This is a genomic window from Rhodanobacter sp. FW106-PBR-R2A-2-24 (genome assembly GCF_058789615.1).
Map to the genome: position 1 here is coordinate 1,870,171 of NZ_JBYTBV010000002.1, position 17,111 is coordinate 1,887,281.

The 17,111-nt window shown below is 67.4% G+C and carries 12 protein-coding genes and 1 CRISPR repeat array (1 of these 13 running past the window's edge); of the genes, 7 read left to right on the plus strand and 5 right to left on the minus strand.

Annotated elements, in window-relative coordinates; all coding sequences use genetic code 11:
• Positions 1 to 8: 8 nt before the first annotated feature.
• On the minus strand, positions 9 to 1,022 hold the full coding sequence (locus tag AC3WQA_RS09775) for an IS30 family transposase (RefSeq protein WP_492673427.1): 1,014 nt from the start codon (positions 1,020 to 1,022) through the stop codon (positions 9 to 11).
• A 295-nt stretch (positions 1,023 to 1,317) separates the two neighbouring features.
• On the opposite strand from AC3WQA_RS09775, the gene AC3WQA_RS09780 reads away from it, so the two are divergent.
• Positions 1,318 to 2,322, plus strand: a complete 1,005-nt coding sequence (locus AC3WQA_RS09780) for a GlxA family transcriptional regulator (RefSeq protein WP_492674870.1) — start codon at positions 1,318 to 1,320, stop codon at positions 2,320 to 2,322.
• Between the two features lie 153 nt (positions 2,323 to 2,475).
• A complete protein-coding gene (locus tag AC3WQA_RS09785; protein ID WP_492674871.1) occupies positions 2,476 to 2,910 on the plus strand; it encodes a hypothetical protein in 435 nt (144 codons plus the stop codon).
• Between the two features lie 463 nt (positions 2,911 to 3,373).
• Here AC3WQA_RS09785 and AC3WQA_RS09790 read toward each other — a convergent pair whose 3' ends face one another.
• A complete protein-coding gene (locus AC3WQA_RS09790) occupies positions 3,374 to 4,237 on the minus strand; it encodes a YbaY family lipoprotein (RefSeq protein ID WP_492674872.1) in 864 nt (287 codons plus the stop codon).
• Positions 4,238 to 4,529: 292 nt separating this feature from the next.
• Between AC3WQA_RS09790 and AC3WQA_RS09795 the strand changes: the two genes are divergently transcribed.
• Complete coding sequence (locus AC3WQA_RS09795) at positions 4,530 to 5,216, plus strand: helix-turn-helix domain-containing protein (protein ID WP_492674873.1); 687 nt, start codon at positions 4,530 to 4,532, stop codon at positions 5,214 to 5,216.
• A gap of 76 nt (positions 5,217 to 5,292) precedes the next feature.
• Here AC3WQA_RS09795 and glyS read toward each other — a convergent pair whose 3' ends face one another.
• The gene (gene glyS, locus AC3WQA_RS09800; protein WP_492674874.1) at positions 5,293 to 7,446 is read right to left on the minus strand and encodes a glycine--tRNA ligase subunit beta; all 2,154 of its coding nucleotides are present in this window, start codon (positions 7,444 to 7,446) and stop codon (positions 5,293 to 5,295) included.
• On the minus strand, positions 7,443 to 8,351 hold the full coding sequence (glyQ, locus tag AC3WQA_RS09805) for a glycine--tRNA ligase subunit alpha (RefSeq protein ID WP_492674875.1): 909 nt from the start codon (positions 8,349 to 8,351) through the stop codon (positions 7,443 to 7,445). The genes glyS and glyQ overlap by 4 nt, the downstream gene beginning before the upstream one ends.
• Positions 8,352 to 8,452: 101 nt before the next feature.
• Here glyQ and tfpB point away from each other — a divergent pair, with 101 nt between their 5' ends.
• Together tfpB and AC3WQA_RS09815 are read left to right on the plus strand one after the other, a co-directional pair.
• The gene (gene tfpB / locus AC3WQA_RS09810; protein ID WP_492674876.1) at positions 8,453 to 10,288 is read left to right on the plus strand and encodes a type IV pilus assembly ATPase TfpB; all 1,836 of its coding nucleotides are present in this window, start codon (positions 8,453 to 8,455) and stop codon (positions 10,286 to 10,288) included.
• Positions 10,285 to 11,001, plus strand: coding sequence for a glutamine amidotransferase (locus AC3WQA_RS09815; RefSeq protein WP_492674877.1), 717 nt, complete (start codon positions 10,285 to 10,287; stop codon positions 10,999 to 11,001). The genes tfpB and AC3WQA_RS09815 overlap by 4 nt, the downstream gene beginning before the upstream one ends.
• A 10-nt stretch (positions 11,002 to 11,011) precedes the next feature.
• On the opposite strand, the gene AC3WQA_RS09820 is transcribed toward AC3WQA_RS09815, so the two are convergent.
• Positions 11,012 to 11,695, minus strand: a complete 684-nt coding sequence (locus tag AC3WQA_RS09820) for a rhomboid family intramembrane serine protease (RefSeq protein WP_492674878.1) — start codon at positions 11,693 to 11,695, stop codon at positions 11,012 to 11,014.
• Between the two features lie 164 nt (positions 11,696 to 11,859).
• Between AC3WQA_RS09820 and AC3WQA_RS09825 the strand changes: the two genes are divergently transcribed.
• Both AC3WQA_RS09825 and AC3WQA_RS09830 read left to right on the plus strand, forming a co-directional pair.
• Positions 11,860 to 12,246, plus strand: coding sequence for a BlaI/MecI/CopY family transcriptional regulator (locus AC3WQA_RS09825; RefSeq protein ID WP_492674879.1), 387 nt, complete (start codon positions 11,860 to 11,862; stop codon positions 12,244 to 12,246).
• A gap of 1 nt (position 12,247) precedes the next feature.
• A complete protein-coding gene (locus tag AC3WQA_RS09830) occupies positions 12,248 to 14,158 on the plus strand; it encodes a M56 family metallopeptidase (protein WP_492674880.1) in 1,911 nt (636 codons plus the stop codon).
• A 41-nt stretch (positions 14,159 to 14,199) separates the two neighbouring features.
• Positions 14,200 to 17,111: a CRISPR direct-repeat array (repeat unit 31 nt; unit sequence GTTTCAATCCGCGCGCCCGTGAGGGCGCGAC) (it continues 9,258 nt past the right edge of the window).

The window sequence follows — 17,111 nt, forward strand, 5'->3', positions numbered from 1 at the left end:
CAACATGATCAATGAATTGTTCCGGCGCTTGCTTCGGCGAGCCTCAGGTGGTCGTTGTAGACCTCCAGCGGGGTACGGAATTGATGACGCTTTCGCGGTCGGGTGTTGAGGCTGAGGGCGATCTGGTTGAGCTCGTCCTGGCTGTAGACCGACAGGTCGGTGCCCTTGGGCAGGTACTGTCGAAGCAGGCCATTGGTGTTCTCGTTGCTGCCGCGCTGCCAGGGGCTGTGCGGGTCGGCGAAGTACACCTGCACGCCGGTACGCAAGGTCAGGGCGTCGTGGTAGCTCATCTCCTTACCCTGGTCGTATGTCAGCGTCTTGCGCAAGGCTTCAGGGATGCTCTTCAGCGCCTTGCCAAAACTCTCCAGTACGTCGGCTGCGCTGGCGCTGCTCATCTTGGCCAGCACCACGAAGCCGCTGGTGCGTTCGACCAGTGTCCCCACGGACGAACGGTTGCCGGCGCCCTTGATCAGGTCGCCCTCCCAGTGTCCGGGAATCAAGCGATCCGCCACTTCCGGTGGACGTACGTGGATGCTCTGCATGTTCGGTATCTGGCCGCGTCGATCCATCCCGCGCGTGCGTGGCTTGCGCGTGCTGCGGCCTTGGCGCAGGCAGTCGATCAACTCCTTGCGCAGTTCGCCGCGCGGCACCAGGTACACCGCGGTGTAGATCGTTTCGTGAGACACCCGATAGCTCGCCGCGTCAGGAAAGGCCCTCGCCAGTATCCCGGCGATCTGCTCCGGCGACCAGCGTGCCCGCAACAGCGCCTGCACGGTTTCCCACAGCGCAGGGTCGTCCAGTTTTCGCGTCACGCGCGGTTTGCTCCGGCATTCCCGACTACGCTGATGCGCCGCCTGCGCCTTGTAGTTCGCCGGGTCGACACGTGCCCGGCGGCGCTCGCGACTGATCGTGCTCGTCGCACGTCCCAGCGAGCGGCCAATGGCACGCAGGCTGTCACCCGCCTCCAAGCGGCGCTGAATCTCCACTCGCTCTTCCAGGGTCAGTTCGTTGTACGTTCTCATCGCAACAGCCTATGTCAGAATCGGCAAGGTGTTGCACGTGGAGTTTGAGACGGCCATGGCAATCTGTTTTTGCGGCGCCGCGCCACGGCCGGCAGCGTAACCACTCGGACAGGCGCCGAACGCCGCGCAAGTGATGCCGATAAGGAACAGAGACTTCAAGGAATTCAAAGGGGAACGCATCATCACGGCCTCACCGCCAACATTGACATCCTCAGCATAGGTGGTTTGCATTTGGCGGGAATGACAAATAACCTACCTTTTCTGCCAAGAACAGATCGGCGATAGATTCCCACCCATGGTTCCTCCGCATCGCGTCATAGTTGTTGGCTTTCCGCCCGCACAATTGCTGGATATCGCTGGGCCTATCGATGTGCTGTCGACAGCCAACAGCATCGCTGCGCTGAACGGCCGTCCGCAGCGTTACGAAGTCTTGCTGGCAGGCTCTCGATCTGGGCTGTTGGCAACGACATCCGGAATTCCCGTCTCCGCTTCACTTGGTTTTCTTGGTGACGCGCTGACGGGCGATACGTTGCTGTTAGCCGGGGGCCCCGGTGCCCGCGCTGCCAGCCGCGACCCCGACCTGATCATGAAGTTGGCCACCATGTGCTCCCGTTTCGAGCGTGTTGGCTCGATATGCACGGGTGCGTTTGCGCTTGCTGCCACCGGCGCCATCGACCACCGGCGAGCAACCACCCACTGGGCGCATTGCGAGGAATTCAGCGCGCAATTTCCACAGGTCACAGTCGACAGCGACGCGCTCTTCGTCACCGATGGCAAATACCACAGTTCGGCCGGCATTTCGGCCGGGATCGATTTCACCCTTTCGCTGGTCGAGACGGATATGGGCCGGAAGATTGCCTTGCAGGTGGCGCGAGAGCTTGTCGTGTTCCTCAAGCGGCCCGGTGGTCAGTCACAGTTTAGTGAGGAATTAGCCGCGCAAATTCGCGTGACGGAAAGTGACCGATTCAGCCAAATTACCAAGTGGATCGCGGCAAACCTGACTGGCGACCTTTCCGTTGATAAATTGGCTGAGCGTGCTGCAATGAGTCCACGCAATTTCGCTCGACGTTTTACCGAAACCGTCAAAATAACGCCGGCTCATTATGTCCAATTGCAGCGAATCGACGCCGCGCGAAAGCTGCTCACCGACGGCGACTTGACGATAGCCCGGATCGCCGTCCGCTGCGGTTTCCCTTCCGGCGGTGCAATGTGCCTTTCATTTCACCGCCATCTGAAGGTGACGCCGCGGGAATTCCGAGAAAGGTTTCAGTCGTCAGTCGATCTCGACTTCGACACCTAGATTCCTGATTCGCGACTTCGCTCAGCTGGCGATCGCGCGATATGAGGCGTGATCGGCGCGGGCTTCGGAAGAACAGTCAGCCGGCGGACCATCACGCCGAGCTGGCCAGCTACTGTCGCTTACCTCATTCAGAGCTCCGCGCGGATTTCGCGCATGGCCATCACTTCGTGCTCGGCCAAGCCCTCGCCAGGCACGATGGGCGGACCGATCTCGTGCTTGGAAAAGTTCCTTGATGCCTTTCCATGGGTTACCCCAAGGGTTACCGCGGCCCCCGCGGCTTTGCCAATCGCCTTGGGTTTGTCGAGGAGAGGCCTGCGCTCGACGGGCTTGGTCCTGTATCAGATGGCTGCCTACCTCAGCCGATTCGCTCCCACCAATATCCCAAGGTTCTGGGGCGCCCTGATCTATCCGCAGCTCGCCACACCAGTGTCGGTTCCGCTGGCCGAGCAGTTCGGTCCGTGGAGTTTCAGCGGCGGCAAAAAGATGGCTTTCGTCACCTTGCCTCATCAATCCAGCGACGCGGTGGGCAAGTTGCGCTCTCTCATCACATCAATGACATGTGCCGTGGGAGCATCCGCCACTTGGTGACGAATCTCGAGTCAGCAGCCTCTCCGAAAGCTGCCACTCGCGACCGGTGGCTTCGGTTCGACAGGCGACTCTCAGTCAGATGGTCGGCTGGTAGGCGATGCTGGTCAGTTCAGCCGCCGGGCGTGGTCAGCTGTGATGGCAACGCATGGTCAGCTCGATGGCAATTTGCACCATCGGACTACACACGACGGCTGCGACCAGCACCAAGCCGATCCATGATTCCTTCACCATCCCCCACCCTTCCTGGCGCCAGTCCCCTCTTTTGGTGAGTCTGCACCTCGGGTGAGGGGGTACAACGAGCTCCTCCGTGCCACCGTGGCGGCATGCCGGATCGACGCCGTCGACAGGCGATTCAAGCAAAAAGCCGGACTCCATTGGGAGCCCGGCTTTACTGCATCATCAACAGATTAACTGAACGCCCAGGCGATGCCGGGCTTTTTCGTGGGCGAACGGTGCCGCCGGCTTACTTCTTGTGGCCGCCGCCGGCGATGCTGAAGATGACCTTGGCCTGGCGCAGCAGGCTGCCGGCCGCATCGGAATCGAGGTCGCTGGTGCTGCCGCCGCTCACCTTCTCGTGCAGCACCAGCATGCCGTTCTCGGTCCAGCTGGCGCGCTCGGTCAGGTTGGGTGCGGCGTCCTTGCTGGACTTCTGCTGCTGCACGGCCACCCACGGCGCGCCGTTGCGGTAGGCGAAATCGGTGCTGGTGAAGCCCTTGTCGCCGTAATCGACCAGCTCGCGGATCATCTTCACCTCGCCGTCCTGACGGAACACCTGCCAGCCGCGCGAGGCGTTGTCTTCCAGCTTGGTGCCGCTCGACATCTTCATGCCGCCGATCTGCTTGACCAGCGTGTTGAAGTCGGCCAGATCCTTCTCGGCCGGCGTCTGCTCGGCCACCAATTCGATCGAAGCCTGGTTCTTGTTGCCCTTGGTCAGCACCGGTGCCTGGATCGGCATGGCGTAGTGGCGCGCGCCATCGGTGAGCGTGGCCTTGACCACGTAGAGATCGTTCGGGTTGATGTCGGCGGGCTTGAAATCGAGCTGGAACGCGTAGGGGAAGGTGGCGCCCGCGGCGGCCGTCTTGCTGGCGATCGGCGCCGAGCCGGCCTGCGCGGAGGAAACGTCGACCAGGCTGACGACCAGCTGCGCATTCTGCGAGGGCTGGACCGCGCCACGCACCGAGATCGTGCCATTGACGGAACCGGGGATGGCCGTGGCGGTCGAACCGGCACCGGCGGCGCCATCCGTCGTCTGCGAAGGCGACGACGGGCCGCAGCCGGCCAGTGCCAACACGGCCAACGACATCACCGACATAACCAACTTGCGCATGGGGTAAGCCTCGTAGCTGGGTGGAATCGGGCACGCGCCCCGCCAGGCATGGGCATGCCTTGACGGAATCGTGCCGGGGGAAATGCGGGAGCTTAGCTCAAACGCGTCCCCATGGGGATGTCGGGGGGTGTACCTTGCCACCGGCGTCGGCTTTTTTGCGTGAATGCGAGCGAAACGACGACGGCACCCCGGCGCGGGAAGCGACGGCGGCCACTTATCATCTTGCGTACATAGTACGGATTTACGGTTCCATCGCGCCAGGAAAGCCTGCTGACAGGGGCCAGACCGCAAGATGGCGACACCGCTGAACCCGCGCTTCACGCTGGCACCGCGTCCGTACGATGGCAAGACGCGCATTCTTGCGATCACTGGCCACATCCCCTTGAAGTCGAACGTCATGAACACGCAGCGCCCCCCGCACGATCCCCAGCAGTCGACCTTCGCCGACCGCATCAAGCTGCTGATCCAGCGCGTGGGTAGCGCTACCGAAGTCGCCCGCATGTGCGGTTTCTCCGAGGGGGTGGTGCGCAGCTGGCGCGACGGCAATACCGACCCCTCGCGCGCGCGCTGCGTCACGCTGGCGCGCACGCTGGGCATCTCGCTGGTGTGGCTGGTGGCCGGCGAAGGCACCGCGCTGCAGGTCGATCCCAACGGCCTGGGTGGCGACGACCCGCAGTACTCCACGGAAACCACCTCGCCACAACGCCTGCGTGGCCGCAGCGCCCACACGGCCCAGAGCACGCCGCGCAACGACAACGCGGTCGACCCGCAGCGCCTGAACACCGCCATGCAGATCCTGCAGTCGGAGCTGGAGCTGGCCAACAGCCCGCTGACCATGGCCGAGAACACCGACCTGCTCAGCCAGCTCTATCAACTGCTCGGTGCCGATGGCGCCAGCGTGAATGCCGTCGAGATGTTGAAATTCAACCGCCAGCTGGCCGAGCGCGTCCGCGAGGCCAAGGCCCGCACCACCGCCTGAGTCACGGCGCCAAGCTGACCGACACCCACACGGCGGCCCCGCAAGGGCCGCCGTGTGGGTGTCGGCGTCCTGCCTGTCAGCCCCGTAGCAAGGCGATGTCGGCTACTTCGCCGAAGGCCGCGGCCAGCCGCGCCAGCAGGGCGAGGCGGTTCTTGCGCACGGCAGGGTTCTCGGCATTGACCAGCACGCCTTCGAAGAACGCATCCACCGGCGCCTGCAGCTGCGCGAGGCGTTTCAACACGTGCTCGTAATCGCCCGCACGCAGCGCCGGCATGGATTCCGCCTGCGCCGCTTCCAACGCCGCCGCGAGCGCGCGCTCGGCAGCGTGCTCGAAGTGCGCCGGGTCGAGCGCGCTGGCCGGCACGGCAGCGCCGCCTTCCTCCACCTGCTTGCGCAGGAGGTTGGCCACGCGCTTGTTCGCGGCGGCGAGGCTGGCCGCCTCGGGCAGGTCGCGGAAAGCCACCACCGCGTGCAGGCGGCGGTCGAAATCGGGCAGGGTTTCCGGCGTCACCGCCAGCACCGCCTCGAAGGCATCGGCCGGGCAGTCGCGCTCGGCGTAGTAGCCGCGCAGGCGGTCGAGTACGAAATCGTGCAGTTCCACCGCCAGCACGCCGCGACGCGCGCCCGCGTCGACCGGCGGCAGCTTGCCGTCCTTGCCCGGTTTCACGCTGGCGGCGAAGGCGGCGTCGGGGATGAGTTCCAGCGCCTCGATGAACAACGCACGTAGGTCCAGCCCCAGGCCGCCTTCGATCACGGTGCGCGCCAGGCCCAGCGCGGCGCGGCGCAGCGCGAACGGATCCTTGTTGCCCGAGGGTTTCAGCCCCACCGCGAAGATGCCGGCGAGCGTGTCGAGCCGTTCGGCCACGGCCAGCACCTGGCCCAGCTTGTCGGCGGCGATGCCGTCACCGGCGTTGCGTGGCTGGTAGTAGCTGTCCAGCGCTTGGGCGATATCGGCCTGCTCGCCGTCGTGAGCGGCGCTGTAGCGGCCCATCACGCCCTGCAGCTCGGGGAACTCGCCCACCATGCGGGTCAGCAGGTCGCACTTGGAGAGCGCGGCCGCGCGGGTGGCGGCGCCGCCGTCCAGCCCCAGCCGGCCGGCAACGATGCGTGCCAGCTCGGCCACGCGGCAGCTCTTGTCCCACAGGCTGCCCAGCGCCTGCTGGTAGGTGACGCCCTTGAGCGGCTCCTGGTAACTGACCAGCGGGGTTTTCAGATCCTCGTCCCAGAAGAACTTGGCGTCGGCGAAACGCGGGCGTATCACCCGCTCGTAGCCCTTGCGAACCTCGGCCGGGTTCGTCGATTCGATGTTGGCCAGGCCGATGAAGTGTTCGGTGAGCCGGCCATCCGCGTCGAACACTGGCACGAATTTCTGGTTGGTCTCCATGGTGGTGACCAGCGCTTCGGGCGGTACGGCAAGAAAGCGGCGCTCGAAGCTGCAGGCGATCGCCACCGGCCACTCGACCAGGTTGGCGATCTCGTTCAGGAGCTCATCGGAGAGGCGCGGCACACCGCCGGTTTCCTGCGCCGCGCGCGCCACCTCGTCGCGCACGCGCGCTCGGCGTTCGGCCGGGTCGGCCAGCACCTTGGCGCTGCGCAGCGCATCCAGCCAGCCGTCGGCGTCCGACACATGCACGGGATTGGGGTGCATGTAGCGGTGGCCGCGCGACTTGCGCCCGCTGGCGAGGCCCAGCACCGAGCCTTCGACGATGGCGGCGCCGTGCAGCATCACCAGCCAGTGCGCCGGGCGCACGAAGGCGTAGTCGTGATCGGCCCAGCGCATCGGGCGCGGGATCGGCAGCGCCTTCAGCGCCTCGTCCACAACCTCCGGCAGCAGCGCCGCCAGCGGCTGGCCGGGTTTGACCGCGCGGAACACGAACCACGCGCCCTTGTCGGTTTCGAGTTTTTCCAGCTGCTCCACCGTTACGCCGCAGGACTGTGCGAAGCCGACCAGCGCCTTGGACGGCTGCCCCTGCGCATCCAGCGCGGCGCTGACCGCCGGGCCGCGACGCTCGATGGCCTGCGCCGGCTGCAGCTCCGCCACGCGCGGTATATGGACGGCCAAACGCCGCGGCGAGCAATACGCCTTCGCCTCCTCCAGCGCCGCCTCGATGCCGCGCTTCTTCAGTCCCTCGGCGATGCCGTGGGCGAAGGCGGCGGAGAGCTCGTCCAGCGCCTTGGGCGGCAGTTCCTCGGTGCCCAGCTCGATCAACAGTGACTTGGCGGCGCTCATGCGGCCTGCTCCTTGGTGTTCTTCAGGCCCGGAAAGCCGAGCTTCTCGCGCTGCGCCACGTAGGTTTCGGCCACCGCGCGCGACAGCGTGCGCACGCGCAGGATGTAGCGCTGGCGTTCGGTGACACTGATCGCGCGGCGCGCATCGAGCAGGTTGAAGGTGTGGCTGGCCTTCATCACCTGCTCGTAGGCCGGCAGCGGCAGGTTGGCGGCGATCAGCTGGTTGGCGGTGGCCTCGCAGGTGTCGAACCATTCCAGCAGCTTGGCCACGTTGGCGTGCTCGAAGTTGTAGGTGCTCTGCTCGACCTCGTTCTGGTGGAACACGTCGCCGTAGGTGACGATTCCGCGAGGCCCATCAGTCCAGACAAGATCAAAAACGTTATCTACATTTTGCAGGTACATGGCGAGGCGTTCCAGGCCGTAGGTGACCTCGCCGGTAACCGGGCGGCATTCCAGCCCACCGGCCTGCTGGAAGTAGGTGAACTGGGTCACTTCCATGCCGTTCAACCACACCTCCCAGCCCAGCCCCCAGGCACCCAGCGTGGGCGATTCCCAGTTGTCCTCGACGAAGCGCAGGTCGTGCACCAGCGGGTCGATGCCCAGCTCCTTCAGCGAGCCGATGTAGAGATCGAGGATGTTCTCGGGGTTCGGCTTCATCACCACCTGGTACTGGTAGTAATGCTGCAGGCGGTTGGGGTTCTCGCCGTAGCGGCCGTCGGTGGGCCGGCGCGACGGCTGCACGTAGGCGGCCGCCCAGGGCTCGGGGCCGAGCGCGCGCAGAAAGGTGGCGGGATGAAAGGTGCCGGCGCCGACTTCGGTGTCGAGCGGCTGCAACAGCACGCAACCCTGTGCCGCCCAGTAGCGGTTGAGGGTCTGGATCACATCCTGAAAGGTGAGTGCGGACATGGTTTTCCGTGACGCCGGATCAAAGCGCGCTAGTATAGCCGCAGCGTGCCCGCACGCCGGTTTCTGGCGCCGTTCCGGCACCTACGGGAGAGCTCATCCGCATGGCCGCATCACCCCACATCGCCAGCCTGCTCGGTCGGCGTGGCCGGCTGGAACTGGACGAACTGCTGGCCACCCTGGTGGTGGACGGCTACGTCACCGCCGACGACGCCAAGCAGGTGCGCATGGGTTCGCGTGCCGGCCGTAGCACGGTGGAGTTGCATCCGCTGGTACTGATCGCCAACGCCAGGCTGGCCAACCAGCGCGAACCGGGGCGACCGCTCAGCCTGGAGAACCTCGTCGAGTGGCTGGCCGCGCATGCCGCGCTGCCCTATCTCAAGATCGACCCGATGAAGGTCAACGTGGCTGCGGTCACCCAGGTGGTGAGCCAGGCCTACGCGCGTCGCCACCGCATCCTGCCGGTGGCGGTGGCGCCGGGCGAAGTGACCTTCGCCACCGCCGAGCCGTTCGACGCGGCCTGGGCCAAGGATCTCTCGCACATGCTCCGCCGCGACGTGCACCGCGTGGTGGCCAGCCCGATCGACATCAACCGCTACCTGCAGGAGTTCTACGGCGTCCAGCGCTCGATCCAGCTGGCGCAGGATGCCAAGGCCAACGGCGGCTACGACACCTCGGCCCTCCTCAACTTCGAGCAGCTGGTCGAGCTGGGCAAGAGCGGCGAAGTCGGCGCCGACGACCGCCACGTGGTGCACATCGTCGACTGGCTCTTGCAGTACGCCTTCGAGCAGCGCGCCTCGGACATCCACCTGGAACCGCGCCGCGAAGCCGGGCAGATGCGCTTCCGCATCGACGGCGTGATGCACAAGGTGTTCGAGCTGCCACCGCCGGTGATGAGCGCGGTCACCGCACGCATCAAGATCCTCGCACGCATGGACGTGGCCGAGAAGCGCCGCCCGCAGGACGGCCGCATCAAGACGCGCTCGTCCAGCGGCCGCGAGGTGGAGCTGCGCGTCTCCAGCATGCCCACCGCCTTCGGCGAGAAGATGGTGCTGCGCATCTTCGATCCCGACCTGGTGGTGAAGGACTTCGCGCAGCTCGGCTTCTCCGAGCGCGAGACGGCGCAATGGCGGCACATGGTGGAACGCCCGCACGGCATCGTGCTGGTCACCGGCCCCACCGGCTCGGGCAAGACCACCACGCTGTATTCCACGCTCAAGCACCTCGCCACCCCGGCGATGAACGTGTGCACGGTGGAAGACCCGATCGAAATGGTGTCGCCCGAGTTCAACCAGATGCAGGTGCAGCCCTCCATCGACCTGGACTTCGCCACCGGCGTGCGCACCCTCTTGCGGCAAGACCCCGACATCATCATGGTCGGCGAGATCCGCGACCTGGAAACCGCGCAGATGGCGGTGCAGGCCTCGCTCACCGGCCACCTGGTGCTTTCCACGCTGCACACCAACGACGCGCCCAGCGCGGTGACGCGCCTGCTCGATCTCGGCGTGCCGCACTACCTCATCCAGTCCACGCTCACCGGCGTGGTGGCGCAGCGTCTGGTGCGCACGCTGTGTCCGTACTGCAAGCGGGAAACCACGCAGAACCCGCACGAATGGGCCGCGCTCACCCACGGCTGGGCGCTGCCCGTGCCCGAGAAGGTGTGCGCGCCGGTCGGTTGCCTGGAATGCCGCAACACCGGCTTCATGGGCCGCACCGGCATCTACGAGATGATGCCGGTTTCGCCGCGCCTGCGCGCGCTGATGTCGGCCCAGATGGAGCTGGGCAACTTCGGCCAGGCCGCGCTCACCGAAGGCATGCGGCCACTGCGCATCTCCGCCGCCGAACAGGTGGCGCGCGGCCTCACCACCGTACAGGAGGTGCTGGCCGTGCTGCCGCCCATCGATCCCCCTGCCACCACCATCGACACCGAACCCGCATGAAGCCCGTCCTCATCATCCGCACCGGCCGCGCGCCGGACGCCATCCGCGCCCGCCACGGCGACTTCCCGCACTGGTTCCGCCTCGGCGCGCGCCTGCCGCTGGTGGCCGTGCAGACCATCGACGTGGAACGCGGCGAGGCACTGCCGCCGCCGCAGGATGTTGCCGGCGCCATCCTCACCGGTTCGGCGGCGATGGTCACCGAACGCGCCGACTGGAGCGAGCGTACCGCCGGCTGGATTCGCGCCGCCATGGACGTGGAACTGCCGCTGTTCGGCGTGTGCTTCGGCCACCAGCTGATGGCGCATGCGCTGGGCGGACGCGTCGACTACCTGCCCGGCGGCCGCGAGATCGGCACGCAAGCCATCCAGAAACTCGATGACGCCGCTGGCGACGCGCTGGCCGACACGCTGCCCAGCCGCTTCCGCGCCCACACCACCCACCTGCAAAGCGTGCTCGAAGCCCCGCCCGGCGCCACCGTGCTGGCACGCTCCGCGCGCGACCCGCACCAGCTGCTGCGCTACGGCCCGCGCGCGCTCAGCTCGCAGTTCCACCCCGAATTCAGCGCCGAGGTGATGCGCGCCTACATCCGCCGCAAGCGCGCCGACATGCAGCGCGAAGGCCTCGACCCCAGGCAAAGCTACCTGGCGGTGGCCGCCACGCCCGCCGCGCGCGGTCTGCTGCAGCGCTTCGTGCAGAGCCTGCCGGTGCGCTGAAACCCGCTCTTCAGCGGCGCAGGCGACGCATGATCGCCTCGCGCGACACCAGCGCAAACGCCAGCCCGAACACGAAGCCGCCGATGTGCGCCCACCACACGTAGGCGCCGTAACTCGGCCCGGCGTAGCTGAAGAGCAACTGCAGCAGTACCCAGATGCCGATGAGCAGGAAGGCCGGCACGCGCACGAACTCCAGATACAAGCCCAGCGGCAGCACCAGGCCGAGGCGCGCGCGCGGGAACAGCGCCACGTAAGTGCCGACCACCGCCGACACCGCGCCACTGCAGCCGATGATCGGCAAATGCACGCCTGCCAGCGACAGCGCGCCGATCAGGTTCGCCACCATCCCGCCCAGCACGAACAGCAGCAGGAAACGCAGCGAACCCAGCGCGCGCTCGCCCGGCAGGCCGAAGATCATCAGGAACAGCAGATTGCCCAGCAGGTGCAGCCAGGTCACATGGATGAACAGCGCGGTGAACAGGCGCAGCAACGCCGGATCGGTGAGCTGCGGCCACAGCGGCTCGTGCGCGCTGAAGATGTTCGCCGGCACCGTGCCCCAGGCCTGCAACGCCGCGATGCGCTGCGTCGGCGGCATCATCGCCAGCCCCACGAAGCACACCACGCACAGCGTCACGATCAGCGGCGTGGCCCACTGCCATTGCCGCCGCCGCCGCGTTTCCACATGCACGAACACGATTCACCCCACCGGCCGACACACCCGTCCGAGCATGATAGGCGATGGCAGGGCACGCGGCGCGGCGCCACGCCGGGCGGCCCGACCGCCGCCGCGCGACAGGCTTGACTACAGCTGTCGCCAGGCGTAGCTTGGCTACATCTGTAGTCAATGGACACCCAGCCATGCCACGACCCTCCATCGGCGACCAGGAACTCGCCCTGCTGCGCCACCTCGCCGCGCACGAACCGGCCTCGGTGGGCGAGGTGGCCGCCAGCTTCGGCGAGGCGCAGGGACTGGCCCGTTCCACCGTGCTGACGATGATGGAACGCCTGCGCGCCAAGGCTTACCTGAAGCGCCGCCAGGTGCAGGGCGTGTATCGCTACAGCACCGCCACCGGCCCCGGCGAGGCGATGCGTCACGCCGTGGGCAGCTTCGTGGAGAACACGCTGAGCGGCTCGGTATCGCCCTTCGTGGCGTGGATGGCCGAACGCGGCGAGGTGAGCGACGCCGAGCTGGCCGAGCTGCAGGCGCTGGTGAAACAGCTCAAGACCACGCGCCGGGAGAAATGAGATGACGACGCTCGATACCTTCGCCGCCCTGCTGCTCGAACGGCTTGCCTGGACCTCGCTGCAAGCCGCCGCGCTGACCGGCGTGGTGCTGCTGCTGATCCGCGCCGTGCCGCGCCTGCCCGCCGCCGCGCGCTGCGCGCTGTGGTGGCTGGTCGGCCTGCAAGCGCTGCTGGGACTGACCTGGCAGGCGCCGATCCGCCTGCCGCTGCTGGCGCCGGCAGCCATCGAAGCCACCGTGGCGGCACCCACCCATGACACGAACCCCGCGACCGGCGCGCCGGCCGCCACGCCAGGCCACGTCACGACGGCGCGCGTGCCACTGCCGGCCGCGACGGCGGCATCCGACGGAGTGGCCAGCCACTGGCGCAGCGCCCTGCTCGCCGCGTGGCTGGCCCTGCTGCTGGCGCAACTGCCCGCACTGATCCGCGAACACCGCCAGGCGCGACGGCTGCGCCGCGACGCGCAGCCGACCGTGGCCGCCGCCCTGCAGGATCACTGCGCACGCCAGGCCCGCGCGCTCGGCCTGCGCCGGGTGCCCGCCATCCTCGTCTCGCCCACCATCAACTCGCCCCAGGTCTGCGGCCTCTGGCATCCGGTGGTGTTGTGGCCGGCGCGGCACACGCTGACCCGCGAAGGCGCCGCGCTGGCGCTGGCCCACGAGCTGGCGCATCTCCAGCGCAGCGACCTGTGGCTGGGCTGGATACCCGCGCTGGCCGCGCGGCTGTTCTGCTTCCACCCTCTGCTGCTCTGGGCGCTGCGCGAATACGCGCTTCACCGCGAAGCCGCCTGCGATGCACTCGCCATCGAACAACAGCGCGCCGCGCCGCAGGACTACGGCCGCCTGCTGCTGCAACTGGGCGTGGCCCACCCACCACCGGCCGGCCTGGCCGGCGCATCCTCCACCTTCCACAACCTGCGGAGGCGACTCGTCATGCTGCAACAAACTTCCACGGCCATGCCGCGCACCCGTAGCTGGCCACTCGTCGCACTGGTCGCACTGGCCGGCGTGCTGCCCTACCGCGTGGTGGCGAGCGACCACGCCACGACCACCCCATCCAGCCAGACACCCGCCCACGCCAACACGACCTGGACGCCGCCCCCGCCACCACCCGCACCACCCGTTCCGCTCGTTCCGAACGTGTCGCCACCCCTGCCGGGCGCCGCATCACCCCCGCCGCCGCCACCTCCGCCGCCCGTACCACCCACACCGCCACTGCCGCCACCCGCGCCCGACTTCGGCTTCCATGCCAGCAGCATCGATATCGACATCGACCCGCACCTGAAGCAGGGCTATGCGCTGTTCGACGGCCACCACCTCACCGTGCGCGGCCTGCCAGCCGATGCCGCAGCCATCGAACACCTGCCCAAGACTGGCGCCCCGCTGCTGTGGATACGTCGTGGCGACCAGGCCTACCTCACCCACGACGCCGCCACCATCGCGCACGCCCAAGCCATCATGGCCCCGCTGCAGAAGCTCTCGCACCAGCAGATCGCGCTCGCCGCGCAGCAGCGCGCGGTGGCCAACCGCAACGTGGAGATCGCCCGGCAACACGCCGAACTCGCGCGCCACCAGGCCGAGCTGGCACGCGAGCAAGCCCGCCTCGCCGCGCAATCGCGCCAACTCGCCGCCACCGCCCGCGACGCCGACCAGGCGCAACAGCGCGACATCGCCGCCAAACAGCAAGCCCTCGCCACGCAGCAAACCGACCTCACCCGCCGCCAGGCCGCCACACAGGCAAAACAGGCCGACCGCCAACGCGCGCGCGACGCCGAACAAGCCAAACTCGACCAGCAACTCACCGCCCAAGACAACCAGATCAAGGCCACCGCCGACCAAGCCAACGCCGCGATGGATCAACTGCTCGACGCGGTGCTGGCCAAGGGCACGGCCAAGCCGGTGGGCAGGGAGTGAAAGCGTAACCAGAGCTGCGGATGGCGAAGGCGACGCCGCAAATTGCAATCCGCGCGCCCGTGAGGGCGCGACGATGCACGGCCATGAAGCGCCTGCCGATAGCGAAGTTTCAATCCGCGCGCCCGTGAGGGCGCGACTAGTGCTCGGCACAACGCGCGATCACCACCCCGTCGTTTCAATCCGCGCGCCCGTGAGGGCGCGACGCCAGCCACCCCGGCGAGGCGAAACAAGGAGACCGTTTCAATCCGCGCGCCCGTGAGGGCGCGACGATCCCGCGCTGTTCTGCCACGTATAAACGTCGTTGTTTCAATCCGCGCGCCCGTGAGGGCGCGACCAGCCTGCCCATGGGCTGCTAAAATCGTCAAGGTTGTTTCAATCCGCGCGCCCGTGAGGGCGCGACCATACAAGCCAGCGCCGCCAGCGCCGAAAGCAACCGTTTCAATCCGCGCGCCCGTGAGGGCGCGACGGCGCTTCGTGAGCGCGATTTCGCTGCGTGGATGTTTCAATCCGCGCGCCCGTGAGGGCGCGACTCGGGCTTCGCCAGCGCGACGGTCTGATCGTCGAGTTTCAATCCGCGCGCCCGTGAGGGCGCGACACGCGAACATCGCCACCCTGTTCGGCGCGACCCGTTTCAATCCGCGCGCCCGTGAGGGCGCGACGTGATCGTGACCACGTGACGGACGGGTTCGAGGATGTTTCAATCCGCGCGCCCGTGAGGGCGCGACACGGCCAGACGTGGGAGGTGCTGAGCATCCCCGCGTTTCAATCCGCGCGCCCGTGAGGGCGCGACCGGACAGCGGCAGGAACTTGTATTCCGCGCCGATGTTTCAATCCGCGCGCCCGTGAGGGCGCGACCGTCCGCTGGGGCTTTCTCCCAGCGGTCGTAGACGTTTCAATCCGCGCGCCCGTGAGGGCGCGACCAAGCTTCGCCCCCGTGGGCGGATACCAGCTCGCGAGTTTCAATCCGCGCGCCCGTGAGGGCGCGACTGCCCGCCGATGGCTCGATGATGCGGCCACCCTTGTTTCAATCCGCGCGCCCGTGAGGGCGCGACTGGCGCGGACGCTCTGCTGCTCGTCCTCGGTGAGGTTTCAATCCGCGCGCCCGTGAGGGCGCGACATCCCGCGCTGTTCTGCCACGTATAAACGTCGTTGTTTCAATCCGCGCGCCCGTGAGGGCGCGACGCCTCGTTGACTGTCCGATACAACACGGTCAGACGCGGTTTCAATCCGCGCGCCCGTGAGGGCGCGACCTGACGGTATTCGCGCGTCTGTGGAGACAGAAACGATGTTTCAATCCGCGCGCCCGTGAGGGCGCGACGGCGCCCGGCTGACGTAGCGGGCGCCTCCATCGAGGTTTCAATCCGCGCGCCCGTGAGGGCGCGACGCTTGAGCGCCTGGTTAGGCTACGCATGAGCAGGAGTTTCAATCCGCGCGCCCGTGAGGGCGCGACCGCAGCGGGACGCCAAGGCCTTTGCGGACACGCTCGTTTCAATCCGCGCGCCCGTGAGGGCGCGACTATTCCCAGCTTTGCCAAGTACGCCGGGCTACATGTTTCAATCCGCGCGCCCGTGAGGGCGCGACTTTTGCGTCCTTCGGGGAGAGCAATCCAGCGTTGTTTCAATCCGCGCGCCCGTGAGGGCGCGACTGAATCATGGCGGCAGCCCCACGCACGTCAACGGGTTTCAATCCGCGCGCCCGTGAGGGCGCGACCAGAGCGGCCCGCAACAGGCGCAGAGCGGCAGTCGTTTCAATCCGCGCGCCCGTGAGGGCGCGACTTGAGAGACTCGGCGGGGCAAGACTTCGGGCCATGGTTTCAATCCGCGCGCCCGTGAGGGCGCGACGCCACTCGTGGTGCGCAGGATGACCCCCGATTCCTCGTTTCAATCCGCGCGCCCGTGAGGGCGCGACCGGTCATTTCGGGCGGAGTGGTCTTGGATCACTCGTTTCAATCCGCGCGCCCGTGAGGGCGCGACACCGCCGACTATCCCGACATCGGGCAGGCCGTGACGTTTCAATCCGCGCGCCCGTGAGGGCGCGACCACGCCCGCGGCGACACGGGCGCGGACGTTGCCGCGTTTCAATCCGCGCGCCCGTGAGGGCGCGACTCACCGGCCCGCTGCGGCCGTCGTAGTCATGCGGTTTCAATCCGCGCGCCCGTGAGGGCGCGACGTGGGTTCGGCCGAGGCCGAGCATCGCCGCCGCGTGTTTCAATCCGCGCGCCCGTGAGGGCGCGACGGGTCACCATCCACTTCTATCGCGTCGACAACACGGTTTCAATCCGCGCGCCCGTGAGGGCGCGACACCGACACAGGCGATGGGTAAGCGCAACGGACGACGAGTTTCAATCCGCGCGCCCGTGAGGGCGCGACGCACATGCACGCGGCCGGCCTGCACCCGCGCCGCGTTTCAATCCGCGCGCCCGTGAGGGCGCGACCAGCGGGTGTTATGGCTTACCACGCCGTTGGCGATGTTTCAATCCGCGCGCCCGTGAGGGCGCGACGCGCGCTCGGCCATGCGCTGAATGTGTTGTGCACGTTTCAATCCGCGCGCCCGTGAGGGCGCGACGAGGACGCACCGCTCAAGCGATGCAACGGCCTCGTTTCAATCCGCGCGCCCGTGAGGGCGCGACCCGGAGGTCGCCGCGATCCGCGAAGCCATGCAGGGGTTTCAATCCGCGCGCCCGTGAGGGCGCGACGAGGACGCACCGCTCAAGCGATGCCACGGCCTCGTTTCAATCCGCGCGCCCGTGAGGGCGCGACTTGGCCACAAGAGGCCGAGCGGAAAGCTATCTCGGTTTCAATCCGCGCGCCCGTGAGGGCGCGACTTGCCATCCGCTCGCGGGCGTGTTCGGCGTCGAGGTTTCAATCCGCGCGCCCGTGAGGGCGCGACCCGAGGCGCTCCATCAGCAGCGGCCGGTCTTTGCTGTTTCAATCCGCGCGCCCGTGAGGGCGCG